The organism is Coraliomargarita algicola, from assembly GCF_033878955.1.
Taxonomy (GTDB): Bacteria; Verrucomicrobiota; Verrucomicrobiia; order Opitutales; family Coraliomargaritaceae; genus Thalassobacterium; species Thalassobacterium algicola.
This window is the reverse complement of sequence record NZ_CP138858.1, coordinates 839,466-862,177: the sequence shown is the minus strand read 5'-3', so window position 1 is coordinate 862,177 and position 22,712 is coordinate 839,466. Positions and strand designations below refer to the sequence as shown.

The 22,712-nt window shown below is 52.3% G+C and carries 12 protein-coding genes; 9 read left to right on the top strand and 3 right to left on the bottom strand.

Going from position 1 to position 22,712, the window contains the following annotated elements:
* Positions 1-3: 3 nt before the first annotated feature.
* The 8 genes from SH580_RS03305 to SH580_RS03270 all read left to right on the top strand — a co-directional run bounded on the left by SH580_RS03305 (position 4) and on the right by SH580_RS03270 (position 16,527).
* Positions 4-1,302 (top strand): SGNH/GDSL hydrolase family protein, encoded by a 1,299-nt coding sequence (locus SH580_RS03305; RefSeq protein ID WP_319833588.1) that lies wholly within the window; start codon positions 4-6, stop codon positions 1,300-1,302.
* Between the two features lie 88 nt (positions 1,303-1,390).
* The gene (locus tag SH580_RS03300; RefSeq protein ID WP_319833587.1) at positions 1,391-2,500 is read left to right on the top strand and encodes a GntR family transcriptional regulator; all 1,110 of its coding nucleotides are present in this window, start codon (positions 1,391-1,393) and stop codon (positions 2,498-2,500) included.
* Positions 2,501-2,518: 18 nt separating this feature from the next.
* Positions 2,519-4,258 (top strand): beta strand repeat-containing protein, encoded by a 1,740-nt coding sequence (locus tag SH580_RS03295; RefSeq protein ID WP_319833586.1) that lies wholly within the window; start codon positions 2,519-2,521, stop codon positions 4,256-4,258.
* A gap of 92 nt (positions 4,259-4,350) precedes the next feature.
* Positions 4,351-8,355, top strand: coding sequence for a hypothetical protein (locus SH580_RS03290; RefSeq protein WP_319833585.1), 4,005 nt, complete (start codon positions 4,351-4,353; stop codon positions 8,353-8,355).
* Positions 8,352-10,448, top strand: coding sequence for a sialate O-acetylesterase (locus tag SH580_RS03285; protein WP_319833584.1), 2,097 nt, complete (start codon positions 8,352-8,354; stop codon positions 10,446-10,448). The genes SH580_RS03290 and SH580_RS03285 overlap by 4 nt, the downstream gene beginning before the upstream one ends.
* A gap of 18 nt (positions 10,449-10,466) precedes the next feature.
* Positions 10,467-12,056: an alpha-amylase family protein gene (locus tag SH580_RS03280; RefSeq protein WP_319833583.1), complete on the top strand. Its 1,590-nt coding sequence runs from the start codon at positions 10,467-10,469 to the stop codon at positions 12,054-12,056.
* Between the two features lie 52 nt (positions 12,057-12,108).
* A complete protein-coding gene (locus tag SH580_RS03275) occupies positions 12,109-14,328 on the top strand; it encodes a hypothetical protein (RefSeq protein WP_319833582.1) in 2,220 nt (739 codons plus the stop codon).
* 3 nt (positions 14,329-14,331) lie between these two features.
* Positions 14,332-16,527, top strand: a complete 2,196-nt coding sequence (locus tag SH580_RS03270; protein ID WP_319833581.1) for a hypothetical protein — start codon at positions 14,332-14,334, stop codon at positions 16,525-16,527.
* 402 nt (positions 16,528-16,929) lie between these two features.
* Here SH580_RS03270 and SH580_RS03265 read toward each other — a convergent pair whose 3' ends face one another.
* Together SH580_RS03265 and SH580_RS03260 are read right to left on the bottom strand one after the other, a co-directional pair.
* A complete protein-coding gene (locus SH580_RS03265) occupies positions 16,930-17,847 on the bottom strand; it encodes an alpha/beta hydrolase (RefSeq protein WP_319833580.1) in 918 nt (305 codons plus the stop codon).
* Between the two features lie 20 nt (positions 17,848-17,867).
* Positions 17,868-21,134 (bottom strand): DUF5107 domain-containing protein, encoded by a 3,267-nt coding sequence (locus SH580_RS03260; protein ID WP_319833579.1) that lies wholly within the window; start codon positions 21,132-21,134, stop codon positions 17,868-17,870.
* 181 nt (positions 21,135-21,315) lie between these two features.
* On the opposite strand from SH580_RS03260, the gene SH580_RS03255 reads away from it, so the two are divergent.
* Complete coding sequence (locus tag SH580_RS03255; protein ID WP_319833578.1) at positions 21,316-22,356, top strand: substrate-binding domain-containing protein; 1,041 nt, start codon at positions 21,316-21,318, stop codon at positions 22,354-22,356.
* Positions 22,357-22,438: 82 nt separating this feature from the next.
* Here SH580_RS03255 and SH580_RS03250 read toward each other — a convergent pair whose 3' ends face one another.
* The gene (locus tag SH580_RS03250) at positions 22,439-22,645 is read right to left on the bottom strand and encodes a hypothetical protein (protein ID WP_319833577.1); all 207 of its coding nucleotides are present in this window, start codon (positions 22,643-22,645) and stop codon (positions 22,439-22,441) included.
* Between the last annotated feature and the right edge of the window lie 67 nt (positions 22,646-22,712).

Genomic DNA, 22,712 nt, shown 5'->3' with positions numbered 1-22,712 from the left:
AGTATGATGAAAGTTAGCTATTTAATGAATGTGAGCCGCGTGCTGTTGGCTTTGGTCGGATCTGGACTGACCGTTGCGGCAGCCACTCGCTCGGAGCCGATCTTTCGCCCGGGCGATGTTTGGGCGATTTGTGGGGACTCGATTACCCAGCAAGGCGTCTACAGCGTCTTTCTTGAAAGCTACTTACTCGCTTGTCAGCCGGAGCCTGCGGTGCGTGCCGTGCAGTGTGGTTGGGGCGGTATGACGGCGGGGCGTTACGCAAAGCTAATGGAGGCGGGGGCCCAGAGCTTTGAGCCGGCGATCGTGACGACTTGTTTCGGCATGAACGATGGGCGATACGATTATCTTAATGATGAGGTCGCCGCGACCTATCGGCAAAGCTTGGTTGAGATCGTTCGCCGCTTTAAGCAGTCTGGTGTGAGGCGAGTTGTGTTGGGAGGGCCCGGAGTTGTGGATACATTTACTTTTCGTAATCCAAAAACTGCCATTAGTGCAGAGGAATATAATCAGACGCTCGGTCAGCTCAGTGAGTTGGCGGCTGAGGTCGCGATGGAGGAGGGGGCTGACTTTGCCGACGTGCACACCATTATGCTGGATGTGATGGCCCGCGCGAAGCAAGCTTTGGGAGAGAGTTATCCCGTTGCGGGGCCTACGGATGGCGTGCATGCAGGGCCCAATGGGCACTTGATTATGGCTTATGCCTTCTTGAAAGCTTTGGGCTGTGAGGGGGCCATCGGCACGCTAGAGCTCGATCTGCAAAGTGGCCGCGGCAGCTCGACTGCAGGGCATCGGATCTTGTCCGCGTCGTCTGAAGGACTGGAAATCGAGAGCACGCGCTATCCCTTCTGTTTCGTTCGTGGTCTGGGAGATCGCCCGGATTCGGTGACTAGTATTTTGCCTTTCTTGCCCTTTAATCAGGATCTAAACCGTTATGTCCTGAAGGTTTCTGGCTTGAGTGCGCCGTCAGCAAGGGTGACTTGGGGAAGTGAATCTAAGCTCTTTAGTTCAGATCAGTTGGAGCACGGAATCAATTTAGCCGCAGAGTTTCTGGAAAATCCATTCTCAGCGGCCTTTCGAAAGCTCGATGCGGCAGTGAGTGAAAAACAGCGCTTTGAGGTCTTTTATTTGAAGCAATTCGTCGGTCAAAATCAGAACGAGTTGATGCAATCGCAACCCGAGACTGCACCTGGCTTAGAACGAGCAGGGCGTGCATTGCGTGAGGTGGACGATCTGTTGGCGAGCTCGGTTCGCGGTCAGATAATGCCTGTCGTGCACCGTATTCGCGTGCAACCAGTTCCCTGAACTGTTCTATCTGTTGCAACTGTTCAAACTGTTTTTATTTAACTTGACGAGCCGGATTGCACGAGCATGATTAGCCTTCTCAGCATTGATGAATGATGTCTTATCCCAGTTAACGATCCGAAATTCGGATCTACCCAAAGTGCGTATTCGCGAGCATTTGAAGGCGGCTATTGAGTCCGGCGAGTTGGAGCCTGGGGTCGAAATTCCTTCGACGCGTAAGTTGTCCGCGCTTTGGGGAGTGACGCCGACGGTGGTACATTCCGCTTTGGCTGAGTTGGTTGAAGACCGTTTGCTAATACGCCGTCATGGTAAGGGCACCTTCGTGGCAGAGGAATTGGTCGCTCTGAGAAATGTCGGGCTGTACATGAGTTTGGAGTCAATGGCACATTCCAGTAAGTGGTTTGTGCGTCGTGTTTTAGTTGAAATACAGAGTATTCTTCAGGAGATGGATGTTACGGTCCGGGTCTTTACCGATTCCCGCCTGAAGGATCAGCGTGGGAGCATGTGGCATGATGTTGAGCTGGCCGCTGAGCGTAAGGAAATACAAGGTCTGATTTTACTAGACTGCGACGATCACATCCTGAAATGGGCAAAGGCGCTTTCGCTGCCTTTATCTGCGATTACCCCCAGCAATGTTCCCTATGCAGTAGGTGGGGATACCAGCCTAATGTTCGATCAGGTGATGCACAATTTGGCCGAGCAGGGCTGCCAGACTGTCGGGTTGATCACGGTTCATAGAATGGTGGCTGCCTATCAGGATTACTATTCTGCCTTTGTCGATGCGGCGGCCCATCATAACCTGCGTGTCGAGGATGACTGGATTCGCATTCCCAAGGGTGAAGAAGGTTTAAGTGGTTCTGATTTGGTGCGTTTTGGGTATCAACAATTTCATCGACTTTGGCAGCAGCAGTCTCGGCCGGATGGCCTGATAGTTGAACCGGATAATGTAGTTGAGGGCGCGATCACTGCGATGTTGGAGCTGAGTGTTTCGGTTCCTGAGACGCTGAAGGTCGCCTTTCATCGCAATGCGATGCACGACTACCTCTGCCCCTTTCCATCCTTTCAGGCGATTACCAGTGAGCATGCTTATGCGCAGGCTTTGATTGAACAGTTAGAGCGACAGATCATGGGCGAGTCCTGTTCGAAGAGGATACTGCCATTCCATTTTACGGAGCACCCCGGAGAATTTCTTCAGTAATAATAGACAATAACCCCAATGAAAGATAACCACATGAACCTACCGAACACTACAATGAAAATGCCGCATTTGCGCACTGCCACTGGCTTGGCCACTGGTCTTGTTATGGCTGGCGCGACTCTGTCAGCTCAATCTACTGCCTACTGGGATGCCAATGGGGACACTGCCGGGATCGGTGGTTCCGGAACTTGGGACCCGGGCACTACTGCCAACTGGAATGATGCCAGCGGAGGTACGAATGCCACGAGCACTTGGACGGCGGGCGATTACGCTGTCTTTGGTGGGACTGGTGGTAGCGTGACGGTTGACGGTACTGTGGCTGTTGGGGGACGATCTGGAAAAGATGGTTTATCTTTCACATCGGGAGGTTATACACTTATCGGTGGGACGATTGCTTATACGGCCGATTTTAATAATAGCTCTGTTCCTGTTATCGATTTCTCAGCAGGTTCTGATGACGTCGTCATCGGCTCAGACTTTATACTTGATTATAGTATTCGTACCAATGGGAATGGTGAGCTCACTGTAAACAACAGCACGGATAATACTTTGGAATTGAGTGGTGACTTTGATTTTAGTGCATCGAATAGGACGCAAGCAAAATGGCTTGGTTTCTCTCAACAGAATGTCGGAGGGAGTATTATTTATAGCGGTTCGACGACAACAAGTGGTACGGAAACGACTGCACTTCGTGTCGGCTATGCTGGTGTCAATGGAGCTAATTACTATATCACAGGTGATAATTCTGGTTTAGGGGGAGGGAATAGTGCCGACCTAACTCGTGGAAATGTCTATGTAGAACATGCTACGGCGCTAGGCATCGGAACAGTTCGACTAGGAAACAGCTCTGCTGCTAGCGATACCGTACAATTGCTGACGAATGCCGCGATTGCCGTAGATAATACAATCCAAATGGCTGGTAATACCGGTTCGACCAAAGTGGTCGGTGGCGGCAGTGCTGATAATTCAGAGTTTTCTGGTAAGATTGACCTCTACATCAATGCCACGTATCAGCATAATGTCCAAGTCACGGCTGCCAGTGGTGGACGTGTTGATTTCAGTGGTCAGATTTCTGACGATGGTGGAACATCTGGTGCCGTCGAAAAAATTGGTGCCGGGGTGGTTCGCTTCACTCGCGCTACGGGTAACGATTACGATGGAGGCACCACTGTAAGTGCAGGAACGCTCTTAGCGATGAATACTAGTAATTCCGCAACTGGCACTGGAGCAGTGAGTGTTGCAGCGGGTGCTACGCTCGGGGGCACAGGTTTTGTAACTGGATCCGTCACGGCCGATGCAGCCGGCAGCCGTTTCGCTGCCGGCGATACAGGTGCTGTTGGCACCTTCACTATGAGTGGTGGCTTCACTGCGAATAGCGGTGCAACCTTCGCCCATGATATCAGTGGTACGTCGGTGGATGTGATCGACTTCGGTTCTGCGGCAGTGGCTATTAACGGCGTCCTGACCTTTGATTTCAGTAACTTGAGCACGGTGGAAACGGGCGTGGTCTACTCACTCTTTGAAGGCGACGGCACATGGACCGATAACGGTGCCAGCTTTGTCTTCAACGGTCCTGCGGGCTATGAGCTCGATAGCTCATACGGCAGCGGCGATGGTTATATTTGGGATGCAGCAGGTAACTCTTTGACTGTTCAATTTGCTGCGATTCCAGAACCCTCTGTCAGTGGTTTAGCTGCTGCTGGACTGGTGGGCATGCTTGCTATGATGCGCCGTGCACGCCGGGAGTCTAACAAGTAAGGACTGACTCCCTTTTTCCTCATTTTTGTCGGCCTCCCAATCCTCATGGATTGGGAGGCATGGCCTTGCTGTGCCAGTTTACTTTTATTACCATGTCTTCATTCCTCGAAAAATTACTTACTGCTAAGATTCAACGCTCTTCCATCGTTCGCTGCTCCAGCCTTTTGTTCGCGGGGCTCATGTCGCTCGCACAAACTGCGTGCCTCGAAGAGAATCAAAAGAGCGCGCTTGATTTGAGCGCTCGCAATTTTTCTGAAGCCGCTGTTGTCGATACGCAGTCGTTGCGTGGTTATGGGAACGTTTCCGCGCGCCAATGGGTTGATGGACAAGGACGTGTTGTTGAGATCATTTGTGAGGATGAGGCCAAGGCTGAACTGACACATGCGAAGTATTTATCAGATTTACAAACGCTGCCGGGGCTACTGGCAGTCGACTGGGAGATCGAAGACGTTGCAGTCTCGGGCTATCAGTTAGCGGACCTGCTTACGGTTTCTGCGCTGCGCGAGGGAAATCGCTTGTATGTGTTCTCAGCTCCCGATGCGAGCACGATGCGTCATTTGTTGACGCAGGCCTTCGGCTCGGACCTGGGGCGCTACGCATCCAGTTCTAATGCCAAAGTGCCGATGTGGCTGGACCGTTGGGATCAGCATGGTTTTCAGTTTTACTATCGTCCATGGACGACGCCCGAGGGAGTCGATCTAAAGGATTATGATATTACCAAGGAGTTTGATTACATGGCGGAGCAAGAAGTCGGCGTCGCCCTTTGGTCTAGTATGATGGAGTTGGACTCTGCGGATGGCCAATTAAATGAAGGTTGGTGGGATTGGTCACGTGCTTGGGCAAAGGAAAAGAATGTGGCGACAAGTATCCACCCATCGCTGGCCACCATGGGGATGACTAATTGGGCGATGGATCGCTGGCGCGAAGATACCGTTCAGAAAATGCCTCAATTTCTTGGAACGGTTAAAGCAGTCGGTGACCCATTCCGTGGGGCGATCGGTGTCTTGGCTTGGGGGGACAATGCAGGCCGGCGTGGGCTGCTGAGTATTTTACAGGATGCTGTCGCGAAATATGCGAATGACGAAAATCTGGTGGCTTGGATGGAGCCTCATCTGGAATTGGCGCATGCAGGGCACGATTACTTTTTGGAATACGGGCCGGCTGCGGATCGCACCTATCGTGCCTTTCTTCAGGAAAAGTATGCCAGCGATTTGAATGCGGTGAATGCCAGCTGGCTTAAGGAATTTGCGTCTTGGGAAGATATCCATGTGCCCGAAGTCGCTTCTTTTGCAGGTTGGGGTAAGGATGCAATTGATTTAACCGGCACTTGGAAAGTGAAATTCCCTGGCAAGGATCAAGCCGTCGAATCGGATTGGGTGCAAGTCGACTATGATGACTCGGACTGGGCGGGGATCGAAGCGCCTGGCACGGATCGTAATCTATTTTTGCCTACGAAAGAACTGGCTGTGTATCGCCGTGACTTTGAAGTGCCACAAGCATGGTTGGAGGCGAATGAAAAATCGTGGCTCTACCTGTGGGATATGAGCTACAGCAGTAAGCTGGATGTGGCGGCGCATGTGAATGGGCAAGAAGTTTTGCGTGAAGGATTAGCCAATGGTGTACCGCATCGTGCGGTGATCCCGATGGAGGGCTTATTGCAGGCAGGCACGAATCAGATTAGCTTGGAGTTGCCGAGTGGTTACTTGGGCTATCGTGTGTATTTGTCATCCACTCCGCCTGCAAATTATCCAGAGCTGGGAGAGTCGTTGAATGCGCAGTGGGCTGATTTCTGGGAGTGGCGTCAATGGACACGTACAGAGTCGGTCAGGATGGGCTTGGAAATGATTCGGGAAGAAGATCCTAATCGCCACATTGCGATTATGCATCCGGACGATTTTGTCGATCATTTGAAGGGAGTCATGGAGCCCATGGGGGCTAGTTTCCATAACACAGGTTACATGTCGGCTTTCTTCTCTCAATTTTTGCCGGCCTTATCGCGTAGTTCGCGCTTACCGTTTTCCCTCGAACCAGGCAGCCCCGCTTACAATTTAACGAAGTTTAAGCAATTGATTGGCCGTTGGCACACCGAGGGGGTGCAGGGGATCGACTACTTTATTCACGTGGGCGCCGTCATGTGGCACGATGATATTCGTGCTGAGTTTGAGCGCGACGCGCCACTGATCCAACTCTTCGGGCAATACCATAGCGAGCCCGCAGACGTTGCTTTGCTACACTCGTCTAATATTCCCCTCTACTGGCGTGGCCCATGGACCTTGGATCCGAATGTCAACCTAAGCACGGGCTATTGGAGTGCGAATTCGATGGTCGGATTGATCGAGCATTATGATCACGATGCCATTACCGATGGTGATTTTGACCGTGGCCATGCGGCACGCTACAAGATGATTATCGATGCCAACACTTCCGTGATGTCGCCAGACATGCTAGAGGATATCGAAGCCTATGTGCGTGCTGGGGGCACATTCGTGACCTTCGGGCATACGGGCCGTCACAGCTTACGTGAGCCTAATGTGTGGTCGATCAGTGAACTCACTGGCTACGAAGTGATCGCAACTGAAAAGTATGATGACGAAGGTAAGATCACACAAGATTCCTGGCAGAACGTGCAGCTCGCAGCAGGGCAAACTGTATTTGAACAGGGTGAGTGGCTCGAACGCACGGCCAACGGCTTACACCTCAAGCCAGTTGCTGACGACGTGCAAAATCTTGTGATGTGGGAGGATGGCTCCGTTGCTGTCGGTTTGCGTCCACTTGGTAAAGGAAAGATCATCCACGTAGGCACCAAGTGGCACGGCGCTAAGCTAAATGATCGTATCAGCACACCTTTGGCGCAGAGCACTAGCCAAATACGCGCAATGAGTGCTTTTATCAGCAACCTGTTGGAACATGAGGGCGTGCGTTCGATTGCAGCTCAGTTGCAGCAGACAGATGATAGCAATGTTTTCATGCGTCAGTTTGTGAGTAACAACGGCCTTTACGATGTGTGGACGATGTGGAATCGCAGCGAAGACCATGCTGCGGAAGTGCAGTTGCAATTCGCGGACGGGGAAGCGCCTAGCTATGTGATCGATTTGATGACAGGTGAAAAGCTCGCGTTGGAGGGAGCTGTGGTGCCGAATCTAAAATTCAATCCACTGGAGACACGTGCTTATTTGACACCTCGCAAGGATCTTGTGGACGCCCCCTTGGCGTGGTTTGACTTGCAGTGTCATTGGTGGCGCGGAGGCGGTGCAGATACCGGGGTGGATTTTAAAACACCTGAGTTTCCGAATACCTTGGCCATGGGAGAAGACTGGGCGTGGCGTGCAGTTGAAGGCACTGAAATGCCAGCTGAGTGGTCAACGAAATCTTTTGACGACAGCGATTGGGAAAAGATGGGGCTACGTGTTTGGAACACACCAGCACATGCGGATGTGAAACACGCGGTGTATCGTAAGCAGTTTACCGTGCCTGCCGACTGGACTGCCGGGCGTATTGAGCTGTGGTTACATAGTTGGTACCGTACCACTTTTGTGGATGAAGCACGCATCTGGTTGGATGGTGAGCTGATTCATGATTGGAGTAATCGTGGCCTGCGTGGTGAGTTGTTTCCGGAAGTGCTGCAAGCTGGCACGACACATACACTTGTGATTGAGGGGCGCGGTGAAGGCACGCTGAATGGTGTGCGTGGCAACGCATGGCTCACTTATGTGCCAGATGCCGAAACGACTATCGACTTGGCCGGGCAGTGGATTCCGAGTGCGGACGTCCTGCGCGATCAGGCACCAGTCGAGCTGCCTGGTGCTTATACCAATGCATTGAATCTACGTCGTGAGGTTTTTATTCCTAAAGACTTAGAAGGTAAGCAGGTTATGTTCTCGATGGATGCACAAACTGGAATGATTGGTGTGATCATTAATGGAAATTGGGTGCGTCGTCATCATCACAATATCGGAGAAGCTTGGGATATTAATCTGACTCCATGGATTCGCTTCGGTGAAAACAATACGATTGAAATCTCGACCATGAAGTCCGCTGGCAATGGCGACGTGAAATCAATTGAACTCAAATTTTACCAAGCAGAGGTTTATCCATGAAGTGCAAACTATTCACAATTGCCCTCGCTAGCTGCGCGCTAGCGGCAGGCAGCTGGGCTGAAGTCAGGATGCCCGCCATTTTTTCCGATCACATGGTGCTACAACGTGCCGCAGCCGTGCCTATCTGGGGCTGGGCCGATGCGGGCGAGGAAGTGCGTGTGCAGATCGGAGAACGAGTCGAGCAGACCACTGCCAATCAGCAGGGGAAATGGGCTTTAGACTTGGATTTGAGCAGCTTAGACCATGGCCCACATACGGTCGAAGTTTCTGGTCAAAATACCGTGACTATTGAAGATGTATTGTTGGGGGAAGTTTGGTTGTGTAGCGGGCAGTCCAATATGGAATTGCGCTTATTTTATTCGTTGAATGTCGATGCAGAAAAAGCGTTGCCGAGCAATGAGATGTTACGTGAGTTCAAGGTCAAGAAGCAGGCCTCTGCGAATCCGATGGAAGATGTGGAAGGTCAATGGCTGGTGGCTTCGCCAAAGACGATTGAGAATTTCGGGGGAGTTGCTTACTACTTTGGTAAGTCCGTGCAGCATCGCCTGGGCGTGCCCGTCGGCCTGATTCGTTCGGCTTGGGGTGGCTCCATGGTAGAGAGTTGGACGCGCTCCGAGGCTTTGGATACAGACCCCGATCTTAAGCAAGGAAAAGAGACCGCCTGGCAGCGCTTCGATGGCTATCCAGCAGCTGAAAAAGCATTTTTTGCAGACTATCTCGCATGGCAGCAAGCGTATGGCAGAGCCGATCGCGCTGCCAATGAGCGCCCTGCATGGGTAGATAGCGAGTTAGATACCTCGGATTGGTCGACCATAACTTTACCCGGTATGCTGCAGCCACAGGGAATGCCGGCCAATGGCGCGGTGTGGTTTCGTAAGACTGTCGAATTGGATGAGGGGCCCTCAGCCGATGGTTGGGCCGAAGTCAAACTGGGCCGAGTCGGTGACTTTCATCAGGTTTATTGGGATGGCGAACTCAAGGCAGAAACTAAACCGGGCGAAGATATGCCATTTCAGCAGGCATCCTTCTGGCTGCGTAAGCAAAGCGAAATTGCGCCAGGCAAACACAGTCTTGTTGTGCGCATGTTCAGTCACGCTGACCGCGGGGGTGTGGTTGCCAAGCCGTCGGAGATGTCCATGGGGCCCCGCAAGCTGCTGCTGAGTGGCGAATGGGATGCTAAGGTTGAATTTGAATTAGCTCCGGTCGCGGGAGAGGCACGCGCTGCACTTCCGAAAGCACCCTCAAAGCCTCCCAGCGTGCATTATGTCGCGAGCCGATTATACAATGGAATGATCGCTCCCTTAGTGCCGTATGCGATGCGTGGCGCTATCTGGTATCAAGGCGAGAGTAATGCCGGCCGAGCCATGCAATATCAAAAGACCTTTCCACTTATGATCGAAGATTGGCGTTCGCAATGGGGGATGGGGGACTTTCCTTTTTATTTCTGCCAGTTGGCGAATTATCAACATTCCAAAGACCAGCCCGGTGAGAGTTCTTGGGCTGAGTTTCGTGAGGCTCAAGCCAAGGCACTGGAACTGCCGAATACCGGGCAAGCAGTTCTGATTGATACAGGATTGGCGGAGGACATTCATCCGCTGAACCGCAAAGATCAAGGTGAGCGCTTGGCTCGTGCGGCACTGGCAAAAACCTACAAGCAAGATATCGCTTATTCTGGCCCAGTTTACCAAGGCATAGAGATTGAGCATGATCGCATTCGTGTTCTATTTGATGGCATGGCCGGGGGCTTAGTGGCAAAACCATTGCCTGAGGAAGTAGACGTTCGTTATTTTGAGCGATTCACTAAGGCAAAAACTATTCCTGTAGTGCTTCCGCTGCCCGAGAGCGAAGTGCAGGGCTTTGCCATTTGTGGTAAAGATCAAAAGTGGCATTGGGCCCATGCTCGAATCGAAGGAGATACTGTGGTGGTTTGGTCGCCGCAGGTGACGGACCCCGTGGCGGTGCGTTATGCCTGGGCCGAAAATCCGGTATGTAATCTCTACGATGATGCAGGCTTACCAGCGTCTCCTTTTCGTAGCGATGACTTTCGCGGTGTATCGGATGGGCGCTATTATATGGAGGACTACGCGAACTAAGTGACGCGTGTAAGGACGATGGAACGAACGATCTATTTCAACGAAGACAATCATCACTTCTACGGTAAACATCCGCCTGAGGATATGAGTGTGGCAGGCCTGAACCGTCTGGTCGATTTTTATGTCGAAGACACGCAAGTGGCGGGCATTATGTTTTGTGTGAATGTGCAACGCGCACTTTTCCCATCAAAGGTGTGGGAAACGTTTTGGGGCGATTATGATCCGGCACTGGGAGAAGATCAACCGGCACTCAAGCGAGGTCATGGTATCCATAATCACCTGTTGCTGCGAGAGCGAGGCTTGGATCAGTTTGAGATCTGGTTGCAACGTTGTCGTCACCACGAAGTCGAAGGTTGGCTGAGCATGCGGATGAATGACTGCCACGGCTTAAAGGAAACCTTTCTGCATATGCAGAACCAAGCTGTTGACGGTGGAGAGGCTGAATGGGCCTTGCATTGGTCTAGTGAATTCTGGCGTCAACATCCTGAACTGCGTCGGGCTCCGTATCGCTTGGAGCGCAGTTGGGAAGGGGCTTTTGATTATGGGAAGCCAGAAGTGCGTGCACACCACATGGCGCTGATCAAAGAGCTTTTCGAACGTTACGATATGTATGGGCTGGAGCTGGATTGGATGCGTTGGGGGATGCACTTTGCGCCCGGACACGAGCAGTCGGGCATGCAATTGCTCAATGAATTTATCCGGGAAGTTCGCCGTTTAGCCGATGCCGCTGAGAAACGTTGGGGGCATCCGATCAAATTGGCGCATCGCGTGCCGGCACATCCGGAATCCTGCTTTGCGCTGGGCTTTGATCCCTTAACTTGGAAGCGCGATGGTTGTCTCGATTTACTGACGCTTTCCAGCTTCACTGGAAGTAATCTGTATGAACTGCCAGTGCCTATTTGGCGGGCGATGCTTGGCGATGGTGTGAAGATTATCTCGCATGTCGGAGAACTCGCTCATGCCTGTCCGAGTGTTTCGATGCACGAGTATGAATTTCTATGCGGTGCCGCTGCGAACGCACTCGAAGCGGGGGCAGACGGCGTTTACTTTTTTAACCAAAATTACCGCGAAACCGGTGAGCCCGATTTATTGAAACATCTGTTGGCCCATGTCGGTTCATTGGATACTTTGGAACTGTGCCAGCGTCGTCATGCGGTGACGTATCCAAGTATCAATGCACCAGGCGGGCCCATGCACAACGTGCTGCCAGTGCCACTCACGGTGCCGGAAATTGGTGCCAACTTCGCCCGCATGGAGCAGTCGATCAGCCTGCGTATTTTCACTGGTCCCAAGCCGACCAGCGCTGTGGCTACCTTGATTCTCGGATTTAAGGGCGTGTCAGAGTCCGCGCTGGATGAACTGGAATTGCGTTGGAATACTCAAGTGATTGAGTTATGCGAAGCACCCGACTACACGAGTATTTCCAAGACTCAAGGGCACCAACAGCATGGTTGGAACAATGCTTTTGTGGATTCGATTCGTTTTTATACCATCCCAAGTGACTGGATTCAGGTCGGTAGTAACTTAGTGGAATGCCTCGCACCTGCCGTGCCGGGAGATCTGGTTTGGGCTGAAGTGCTCTTTTTGCCCGAAGTGGCAAATGATTGAAACGGCTTTCGCCACCCAGACTCGGCTGTTCGTGTCTGATTGAAATATTTCTATGAAACATTCGAAACAGGCCATGGGCCTCTTCCTCTCTCCTGAATGGCTGCATGACTTTGAAGACATGGCATCTGCGATTCAGTCCGCGGCTGATAACGGCTTTGGCATCATCATTTGCTTTGCCCGGCACATGCACCACAACCTGCATGAGCCACGTGTGCTTGCAGCTGTTCAAGCGGCTGCAGAGGCCTCCCATCGCTGCGGTCTCCAATTTGTGCTGGATATGGATTGGGCACACTGGGGCGGGCGCAGCGCGGAAGAGTGCCCTGATATGGCCATGTGGCAAATCGTCGCGAAGGACAGTGATTGTTACCGTGGTCAGTTCGAGGTCAGTCCGGCCTATGAAGGGGGAGAGCCCTTCGCGGTCGAAGAGATTTCTGCCGTCTACGGATGGGATGCGACGGGACAGGTGCACCGAATCCCGCAAGAAGACTATGTGCTGGATCAACAGGATTCGTTTACCTCGCAGTATGCCTATCCTTCTTTAGATGACGATGCGACGGTCAGTGTGTATCGTCCACGACAACGCACTTCCTATGTCAAAATTCGTGGGCGTATTCAAAAAGGTGCGTTCACTAAAGTTCGTGTCTATGTGGCGATGCGGACCTTTCAGTATCCTGATGTGGCGTCTGCGAGTTATCTGGAAGCGCAGCAGCACTTGCTTGAGCGCTATGCTGCGGTACCTTTGGACGGCGTGGCCTGGGATGAACCGGGCAAGGGTGGTTCATTGCGCGGTTACAAGGCTGGGGCCGGGTTTATGGATTTTTTCCAGCAGGAAAACGGGTACGATCTGAGAGAGCGTTTGCTGGATCTTGACCAGGGGGAATCAGTAGAGGCGATACAGACCCGTCGTGATTATTATACCAGTCTAGGCGCGGTGAATTTTAATGCGCAAGCTGCTTTTAATGAACAAGCGAAGCAGCAATTTGGAGAGGATTGTTTTCTTGGCACCCATCACACCTATTCCGGAATGGCGATGGATATTCGTTGTGGTTGTGCCGATTATTTCAAACTGGGTAAACTGCTGACTGCGGCGTTCACGGATACGGGCTGGGATATGAGCAGTCATTCCGAAACGGTTTATAATTACACTTTGGCTGATAGCTTGCGTAAGGAGCTGAATAAGCCCGCCAGCTATTTGAATGACTGGAGTGAGTCTCAGCGTCGAACCTGGTATGACTATTATACCAGAATGAAAATGCTTTATCGGATCGATTGGTTCAGCATTTTTCTCGGTCGCTATTCAGAAGGATTTCCCACCTTTCCATGGGATTCCCATTGGAAAGATCTCGGGCGCAACGCGCAACAATTGCAGGCCTTGAGCGATGCCCTGCCTGCAGATCTGCTGCCGGAGTCTGAAATGGCGGTTTGGCTGTCATGGGAAAGTCAGGCCTATCACGAGTATTCAAAATACCACTACGTGCGCCTGTGGATGACTTGTAACTATAACCTGTCGGAGCAAGCACTCAAACATAGCCGTTTCTTTGATTATGTGAGCAGCGAGGCACTCGAGTCCGCGCAAGTTGAGGATGGCTGTCTTATTCTCGGTGGTCGTCGCTACCCAAGGTTGGCCCTTCCGCATGCGTCGTTGATTCCGGCAGGAGTTTGGCACACGGTTGAAGCCTGTATTCAGGCTGGGGTGGAAGTGGTGTTTATAGGTACGCCGCCATCTCGAATTTTGGAAACCGGAGTGTCGCTTGCGGATCGCTTTGCCGAACTGTGTGGGATTGAGCCGGTGGACTTTGCGGATTACGATAGTTGGCTGACCTCCCACAAGCCGGTGCCCGGCTATGCTGACTGGGAACCGGAACAGGCCGACTTCCGTTTTCCAGTAGCTAAGCGCGAGGACAGTGAAACGTGTTTGGATACGGATGGCGAAATCATCGCGGTGCGCCGTGGGGCGGTGACTTGGTTTAATGCCTTGGACCCCCGCGAGCAGTTCTTCCGTCACCTGCAGTCTGTGCCAAGCTCACGCCCCGATCTACAACATTTTGGGCGTGCCTCGTTTCGTCTCTTTTCAGGCGCTGATACTGATTCTGTCGTGCTGGTTTGTATGGCCCCGTTGTATGCAGAGTTGAACGAACACTTTGTCTACGAGGGTGGGGACTTTCAATTGTGCGGTGGCACTTGGGCTGTCTTAGAGCTGGGTGAAACGCAGCTCCGCTCAATCCTACAGGATGCGTCCTGTGTGGTTGCATCGTCCGTGGGGACTGAATAAATTATGAGAAATTTCGAACAAAGCATGGGGGTGACGCTTAGCGACCCGATGATTCGCAATCCGGAAGTGCTTAAGCAGGTCGCCGTGGACTTGGTCAATAGCGGCTTTGAAGTGCTACGCCCCTTCCTACGCTTGACCTCGTTTAATTTTGGTGACCCAGAAGTCGTGCAGGCGGTCCGCGTGTTGACGGATGCCGCGCATGCACTGGGTGCCAAGGTGGTGATTGATTGCGAGCCTCACTTGAAGGCGGCACAGGAAATGGGGCGGATGTTTGCAGGTGTTCAAGCCACGCGCTTGGTGCGTGCTAAAACAAAACTGGTCGAAGGGCGCTATCGACTACACTTCGAAAACCCGAAAACCAATGGCGTTAAATCAGATTATCTGGATGTAGAGGCCGCATGGGTGCGCAGCAGTGATGGCCAGTATCATGCTGTGGTCATCTCAGACAGTCAGGTCGATGGGGAAGGGGAAATATACCGGAATGGTTATGCGTTTCGTCAGCATTTTTACATCGAAGGGAAGCCTGCAGATCGCCGGATGCACACGCACTTGAGTGGTCAGCTTACGGATTTTAACCAAGGTGAGCTGGTGGTGTATGCGCGATTTACCGAGCGAGCCTGTGTCGATTTTTGGTCGGAGGGCTGTCGGCGTTACTACGATCACATCCTCGAATTGCACCGCGACTCACATTTGGACGGCGTTGGCTGGGATGAGCCGGCCGTCGAGGGGGATTGGGGCACTTATCTCTATGGCGATGCTTTTGCACAAGCCTTTGAGTCGAAGAAAGGGTATTCGCTGCGGGACAAACTCTACCTGCTGGATGAGGGAGGCTGCGAGCCCGAGGCGGTACGTGTGCGACTGGACTATTACGAAGTGCTCAACGAGGGCGTTTTCCATGCCCAGCAGAATTTGATCGCTAAGGCTCGTGCGCTGTTTGGTGAAGACCTGATACTCGGCAGCCACCATACCTGGCAGGGCGAGGGCGGGATCAATGATTATCGCTGTGGCGCGGTGGATTACTTTCGCCTGAATGATCAAATGGATGCCGGTTACACCGATTGCTGCTGGTGGGACCCTCAGTCGGTGGCCTATGCCTACACCTTGGGCAGCTCTTTGGGGCGGCTGACGCCTTCCGGCGAGGCGGAGGTCAACACCTGGCACTGGAAAGCGACCAATGCCATGGTCGACTATAATGCCCGCTTGATTTCCTTATTTAAGATCAGCTGGTTTAATATTTTCTACGGAGAGAGCTCGGAAGTGACACGCTACCCCGCGCATTACACTTGGGATCTGACCGTCCAGGAAACCAAGCGCAATCGGGCGCAATTGCGTGATTTGAAGGGCTTTGATCCTGTCGTCGAGGTCGGGATTTTACATGGTTGGGAAACTGTTTGCGGCATCAATCGGCCGGATATCGCAAGTGCTCATAAGGCATTTTGCCTCAACCAGTCGTCCCGTTTTGTCGAGCGTAGTATCGCCTTTGATTGGGTCGACTGTCGTTTGTTGGCCGATGCTACAGTGGATGGAGAGGCTTTGCAGACCGGTCTCGGGCGCTATCGTATACTGATTTTGCCCTATGCTTCGGTGCTACCCGACCAGGCGTGGGCGGTTCTTCAGGATTTTGCTCAGCACGGTGGCCGTTTGGTTTTTGTCGGACCACCTCCGGCACTTACCAGCTCTGGTAAATCGTTGAACGCCGCGTTCTCGGATATGATGGGCTTGCCGATGCCCACCTTGTCGCAGTATTTGTCAGGGATTGATGCGCAGTGCCAACTACCTGAATTTCGCACCTTGCAAATCGAAGTGTCGTATCCCTTGCGCGGACCAGCGGAACGCTTGCTTGTTTCCATCGAAGGAGAGGCGCATGGGGCCAGAAATACCGCTGGCAATGTCTTGTATTTGTCAGACCTAGAGCCCGGTTCTCAACTGATTGATCACATCGAGGCATGGCTGCAGCCAGAGGTGAAATGCTATTCGGACGCCATTCTCTGGAGACTTTACCGTAAGGCAGATGGGCGTAGCAAATTGCTGCTGGCGGCCCGCCGCGAACGGCAACTCCAAGGCATCATCGATTATGCCGGCCAGCGGATCGAACTTTTTGCTGGCACGATCGCAAGCATCGAAGCCGATGGCAACGAACTCAGCGTGAACGGGGCAGGGGTGCGCTGGGCCGTGGTGCCGTCCGATCGGGGTGAGTGACTGAGTTTGGAACGTATACTTCGATAAGAATCGACCGATAAACTTTTCGAGCGTTATAGCGTTTCTCAAAAGTAAGTGCGTGTATGCGTTGGTCATACGTAGGGGCCTCGTCGACTGCCGACGTGACTGGCGTCACATCGCTACCAGAGAATATGAATCTGTAGCGCCCTTGCGCGAGCAAGGTCGATCTGTGCTGGGGTCTGTCGACTGCCGACGTGACTGGCGTCACATCTCTACCGGAGAATATGAATCTGTAGCGCCCTTGCGCGAGCAAGGTCGATCTGTGCTGGGGGGCCTGTCGACTGCCGACGTGACTGGTGTCACATCGCTACCAGAGAATATGAATCTGTAGCAGTAAAAGGTCTTTCCCTGATTCTCTCTGAATATTGCTCTATCGTCCTGTTACTTTTGAAAGAAGCTATTCAAAAAGCTGATGATTTGATGCTCTAGCTTGTAATGCAGATCTGGCTCGGATTTGCCAGTGCGCCAGATGTTGTGGCCGCCCTTCGGATTTCCTTCGTAGAGAAAAGCCTGTAGGTTGGCTCCTGCCTGGTTCCATACATCCATGATGCGGTAGGCTTGTTTGATGTTTACGATGCCGTCTTGTTGGCAATGGAGGACTAAGAGTGGAGGGAGGGATTCTTTCTCGGCAGCCAAGAGTGTGGGGGAGGCTGCTTTGAATATTTCCATTTTATTGGGCTCATCTTTGGCGAGCCCCGAAGATCGCATGAGTCCTTCTAGCTCGGGAGCATGGAGTTCCGTGGGGCCGCAGATATCAAGAATGCCCGCGATTTGTTCGGTCGGAAGTTTGAGACCGGTGACGAGTGCGAGGTGACCTCCTGCGGATAAGCCTCCGACGACTATTTGGCTACGGTCGAGGGCTTGAATCGCGGGATGCTCGCCTTCCAATAGGAATTTAGCGGCGTCAATACAGTCGACTTCACAGGCTGGGTAGGGGGCTTGGGGCAAGAGGCGGTAGCTGACGTTGAAGACAGCGTATCCTTGCTCGGCGATGAAGGCGGCGACTTGTTGTACGCGCTGGCGAGTCATGTGCTTCCAGGCACCGCCGTGGATGAGTAGCACTGTGCGGGGGCTTTCAACATCCTGCGGCAGGAAGAGATCGCCGTAACCTTTTTCTCCAGCGGCCTCGCTGTATTGAATGTTACGAACAATTTTCAGTGTATCGGTGTGTTCAATGTTTTCGGTGGTCATGCTATTTTCTGCTGCTGCATTCAGAGAAGATAAGAGTAGGCAATAAAAGCTATAACATAGGAGGCAAAGTAGCTTATTGTTTAGTTTGGTTTGGATTGTATGTGTCATGTTTAGTTTGTGTTTTTGCTTTAAGCGTTAAGTTCTTTTAGGTCGATCCAGGCATGGAGTCGGGCGGGGTCGTTGGCTTGGCTTAGAGTTAAATCGGTCTGTGCGCTGCTGCGATCGCCGAGTGCTGCTTTTGCTTTGGCGATTAGATATTTGAAGTGCGCACTGCGGGCTTGTTCGGCTTGTTCGATGTAGCTAATGAAGAATGGGGTGGTGCCGAAGTAGCCGCCATCGCTGTTCTTGAGTGCCTGATTCCATTCGCGTAAGCAGTTGCGTAGAATCTGTTCCGCACGAGCGAATTTTCCGAGAGCCTGTAGCGCGCGCGCTTGATAAACGGGGAGTTCGGGTAGATGCATATTAGAGAAGTAATCAATCTCCAGTTGCAAAATGTGCTGGTAGAGCGGCCGCGCTTCATCGTGTCGCTTGAGTGCATCCAGACAGTTGGCCTCAAAAAGTTGATGCGGCACCAGCCATGTTTCGCTCCAGAGGCCGGCTTCTAAGCTTTGTGGGAGCTGTTGTGCATCGCGGAAATGTTGCAGTGCTTCTGCGTAATTGCCCTGAGCAAAGGCCTTACGGCCATGTAGGTGGTGAGCAAACATATATTGCTCTACTACCGCGTGTTCGCCGCCTTCGCAGGGGGTGAAATGGTAGTTATTGAGTAATTCGAGGGCGGCCGCGGGCTGGTTTGATTGAGTCAGTGCGCGCGCCCATTCCAATATGATGTCGTCACGTTCGGTCGTGGTTGGATCACAGTGTGCTTTGAGCAGGGCAAGCCGTTCTTCCGGTGCTGTCGCCAGCTTGCTCATCACATAGCAAGTCTCGTAGATTAATTGCTCGTCTGTGGGGCTGAGCTTGAGTGCGGCGTGGAGCAAGTGGAGCACTTCGCTCTTGCGGTCGAGATGGCTGTAGTAGGCGATGGCCAAATTACGGTAATTGGGGGCAAAGCTGGCATCGAGTGCCAAGGATTGTTGCCAGAGTTTGGCCGCCTCAATGTATTGTGATTTATCATACAGCAGACAGGCTAAATAATATTGCGCTTTGGCTGTGTGCTCCGGGGAATGCGCGATGATGGTCCGTAATACTGCCATTTCTTCCAGTCGCGCGGGGTAGGTGTGAGGCACATTAATGGCTTCTCCTCGGGCGATGGCTGCTTGTGTCTCGCTGCTGTCGCCGGCTTCGAGATATAAGCTGGCGAGCGTGTAGTGCACCATCGGATCTGCAGGCTTGTTTAGGCTGGCTAGTAATTCTGTGGCTTCTGCTTGGAAGCCGGCTCCGATTAACTCGAAGGCTAGATCGAGTGCGTTTTGAGAGTGGGCTGTCTTTAGACCCTCTATAAATTCAGCAAGGCTTAAGTCGTTTGCTAAGTGATCGAGGTAGCCTAGCATGAGCTGTAAGGGGTCTCTACTTCGGGCGCTTACGATGCGGTGAAGTGCGCTCGTCTTGTTGCCTAGCTTGAGCTCGGCCAAGATCGTTAGCGAAGTGGCCAGCGGATTGTCCGCTGCATGTTCCAGTGCGGCTTCGGCATGTTCTAGCATGCTTGTGTATTCACTGCGTATACCATCGATGCAGGCGATCTGAGTCATCGCCTTTGAGCGCATGGCTTCATTCCAGCTCGCTTTATAGAACGCATCGTAGGCGGCATCGATTTCACCTTGTGCTTTGAGCACCAAGCCTAACATGTAGAATACTTCACCACTACGTGGATTGCCATTGTGCCGCGTGAGCACAGCCTTTGCCTGCTCCAGACGCTCGCGCGCTTGGGCGTATTGACCTTGCTTGTAGTGAAGCGTTCCAAGGTCAATCAACGCGGGCGCATAGTCAGGATCCCGTTGCAAGGCTGCCTCCCAATAAACGTGCGGTAAATCCTTGGGGCTACGATATTGGTCGACGTGACAGCCTGCGAGGTGCAGTTCTTGAGCTCCATGGAAATGTGATGGGCCTGGGATGTCAGTCCATGGTGCTGGGATTTCTTCGGCGACTTTTGCGACACTCTGGTAGCGGGCGATGCTTTTTCCGTCTTGTGCGAAAACTTCAATGCGGAGGGCATTTCCATTGAGTTGTCCCTGGATTGGCAGTGTAATCGCCGCAGCAGGTGAGAGCTCGCAAACTGTATCGAGTCGCGGCTTACCTTCAGAGCTGACTCGGACTTTTGCTGCGGGATAGCTCGCAGTCGTCAGGATTGAAAGGGTGGCTCGCTCACTATCTAAATTGAGCGCACAGCGCGTATTGGCATAAATTGGGGCACCTATTTTGTGGATCGGATACCAGAATTGTGAGAACTTCTTAGTTTCATAAGGTTCCAGCCAAGCAAAATCTGGTTGATTGTCGGTGTAGCTACCTGCCATTAGTTCGGCGTATTCGCCGTCGGTGTCGGTTAGCGCGCGTTCCCAAGTTTTAGACAGTTGGTTGTAAGCCCAGGTGAAGAGCTTCTTCCCCGGGGAGACGTGGTGGTCGGCTACGTGGACAACGCCGCATTCTTTACCATGATCGTAGCCACCAAAGAAGTCGTATTTCGAAGCCGCTGAGAAGTAGGAGGTGGGGCTCTTGGTATTCGCATGCTGGCGGATGTCGATGTCTTCCCCGAGTCGAATGCCATTATAAACACCCGATGCCTTGGGCCAGGTAGTGACGGAACGATGGTAGTGGAAATTTACATACGAAACATCAGTCGGGAAGAAGATTTGGTAGTCTTTGTTGACTGGCACGGCGGCGTTTTCCCACCATAGGAATGAGCGCGGAACTGCGGTGCGATTGGTGAGCTGCATCCTAGTCTCGAAGATCGCATGTCCGGGGCGTAGGCGGATGCCGACCATGCCTTTCATGCGCTCGATCGGATCATGTTCCGAGAGCCAGACCGTGATCGCGCCGTCGGACTCATTCTCGATTTCATAGTCGACCGGCATAAAAGTGGAAGGGCGATGGTGGTAGGGCCAATTGAACTCCAAGCCGCCAGAGACCCAAGAGCCGAGCGCGCCGATGAGCGCAGGTTTGATGACACTCTGTTTGTAAAAGAAGTCATAGCCAGTGGTCTTATCCTTGGCGGAATAAATGCGCCCTCCCAGCTCAGGCAGGATCTCGATGGCTAGGAATTCGTTTTCCAGGCGAATCATTTGATATGCTTGCTCGCAGCATGCGGCACGGCGTGTTTTTAGCACCACACGGTTGGGGTAGGGCTTACCGCTGGTGCGTTGATGCACACGGTTTTCGGCAAACATGGGTAGCTTCTCGGCGGAGGCTTCGGGATAAGTGGGCAGTGATACCGAATCGACGCTGACTTTTACAGAGTTCATTTTTTGGGAGATTTGATGTGTGGGGAGGCTTAGCTGGGGCACCTAGTTTTGAGCCATCATTATCCACTTGTATATATAGGAAAAGGTGCGCGTGCTTTACTGAATCTTTGATAGTTCACTTTTTATCGCAATAATAAAGAAGTTTACAGATGAATATCTTGTATATACAGTTTATGACATTATGGAACCAAAACCACCTGCTCAGAGGTTGAAAGTGATCGAGGCACTGAGCCTTGAAATGAAGAAAGCGAAGTACGTCGCTGGAGAAGTTCTGCCTAGTGAAGCTGCCTTACAGCAACGCTTAGGTGTCAGTCGTGGCACGATTCGACAAGCTTTGGCAGAGCTTGAAAATCGAGATTTGATTTATCGTATTAAGGGCAAGGGCACTTTTGTGCGAACGCGTGCTGAGTCGCGCCCCAAGCCTGTTGTCTTTTTGATTCGCGAACCGTGGAAGGTGAGTCATTTTCACAATGCAGAGCTATTGCGAGGCATGCAGGTGGCCGCCGCTGCCGCGGGGGCGAATGTGATTATCAGTAGTCAGACACCCGGGGAATGGTCGGCCGAATTTTGTAACTCGATCGCAGGCGTCATGGTGCTGCCGCGCTTATTGGTGGACAGCGACTTGCTTGTGTTGCGGCAACGAGCTGTGCCTTATTGTATGGCGATGGAATCGGATCTAACTGGCCCGAGCGTGGTGGATCACATTGAGGAGGCTGCTTATGCTTTGGCCGATGGACTCCTTCAATTGGGACATCGGCGAATCGCTCTACTTAGTGGGCACTTTGAGCACTCGGATCGTTATAAGAAACGTGGCATCGGGGGAGCATTATTGAAAGCAGGAATCGATTTCAAAAGCTGTCCGGATTATTGCACCAATTACGATGCAGGGCTGGCTTACGAGATCAGCCAAGACATCCTTCGGTCAGGCAATCGCCCTACAGCGATCATTGGTTTTGACAACGTATTGGCAATTCAGGCTATCCGAGCTGCTAAAAATCTAGGGCTGCATCTGCCGCAAGATTTAAGTGTGGTTGGTTTTGGTGGGCGCGACTTTGGTGAGCTGATGGAGCCTAGTCTCAGCACGGTGAATTTACGAGGCGAAGAGGCTGGGCGCCGTGTCGTGGAGGCAATGCTAGGCTCCAATTTGAGCAAAATGGGTAAGATTGAGGTCGGATATGATATCGCCTGGCGAGAAAGCAGTGGTGTGATGGCTTCGCTTTAGTTGATTCGTTCGTCAACTACGAAGGTCCAATTCGGATGCCATCGCTGAGCTCGATATGAACCTTTTTTTGGGGGGAGAGTAGTTACCCGACGAATGTGTTGATGGCTTCCATGGCAATGGGTTGTGCCCAGTCAGGGAAGTCTTTACGTAGGAGACTACTGTTGCCACCTTCGATTTTACCTTCGGTGATTTTTATTAGGCATTCGGGAATGGGGCTAGCGTCTTTCTTGACGGACTTTGAATTGTCGTAAACCAGCAACTCGTTTAGGTGTGGGAGTAGTTGGATCATATTGAGCCTGATGCCTTTTAGTGCGTTCTCAAGTGCTTGACCCGATTTGATATCTGCTGGTGATGTC